The organism is Burkholderia sp. Tr-862 (assembly GCF_011753085.1).
GTDB classification, from domain to species: domain Bacteria; phylum Pseudomonadota; class Gammaproteobacteria; order Burkholderiales; family Burkholderiaceae; genus Burkholderia; species Burkholderia ambifaria.
Genome location: NZ_VWWG01000377.1, coordinates 1 through 888, shown reverse-complemented (window position 1 = coordinate 888; position 888 = coordinate 1). Strand labels below are relative to the sequence as shown.

Sequence of the window (888 nt, the reverse complement as noted above, 5' to 3'; positions counted from 1 at the left end):
TCGGCCGCGACGATCGCGTGCTGCGCCCCGCGATCCTGTGGAACGACATGCGCAGCGCCGACGAATGCGCGCTGCTCACCGAACGCGCACCCGATCTGCACGCGCTGGCCGGCAACCTCGCGATGCCCGGCTTCACCGCGCCGAAACTGCTATGGGTCGCGAAGCACGAGCCCGACGTGTTCGCCGCGACCGCGTGCGTGCTGATGCCGAAGGACTACCTGCGCTTCCGGCTCACCGGCGCGAAGGTTTCCGACCCGTCCGACGCGGCCGGCACGCTGTGGCTCGACGTCGCGCGCCGCGACTGGTCCGACGCGCTGCTCGCCGCGTGCGACATGACGCGCGAGCAGATGCCGCGCATCGTCGAAGGCAACGCGCCGTCCGGCACGCTGCGTGCGGACGTCGCGCGCGAGCTCGGGCTGTCGGAGGCCGTCGTGGTGGCGGGCGGCGGCGGCGACAACGCGACGAGCGCGCTCGGCATCGGCGCGATCCACGCGGGCGACGGCTTCGTGTCGCTTGGCACGTCGGGCGTGCTGAGCGTGGTCGGCGACCGCTTCATGCCGAATCCCGCATCGGCCGTGCATGCGTTCTGTCACGCGATTCCCGATCGCTGGCAGCTGATGAGCGTCGTGCTGTCGGCCGCGAGCTGCCTGCGCTGGGTCTGCAAGCTGACGGGCACCGACGAGCCGGCGCTGCTCGCCGAAATCGAGGCGCTCGACGCGGACGCGCTCGCCACCGCGCCGCTGTTCCTGCCCTACCTGTCCGGCGAACGCACGCCGCACAACGATCCGTATGCGCAGGGCGTGTTCTTCGGGATGACGCACGCGACCGAACGCGCGCATCTCGGCTACGCGGTGCTCGAAGGCGTGACGCTCGGCCTCGCGGACGGCA

At 71.7% G+C, this 888-nt stretch carries 1 protein-coding gene; it reads left to right on the top strand.

Annotated elements, in window-relative coordinates; translation table 11 throughout:
• The coding region (xylB, locus tag F3J14_RS34945; protein WP_166726756.1) for a xylulokinase at positions 1-888 on the top strand (888 nt) is incomplete at both ends.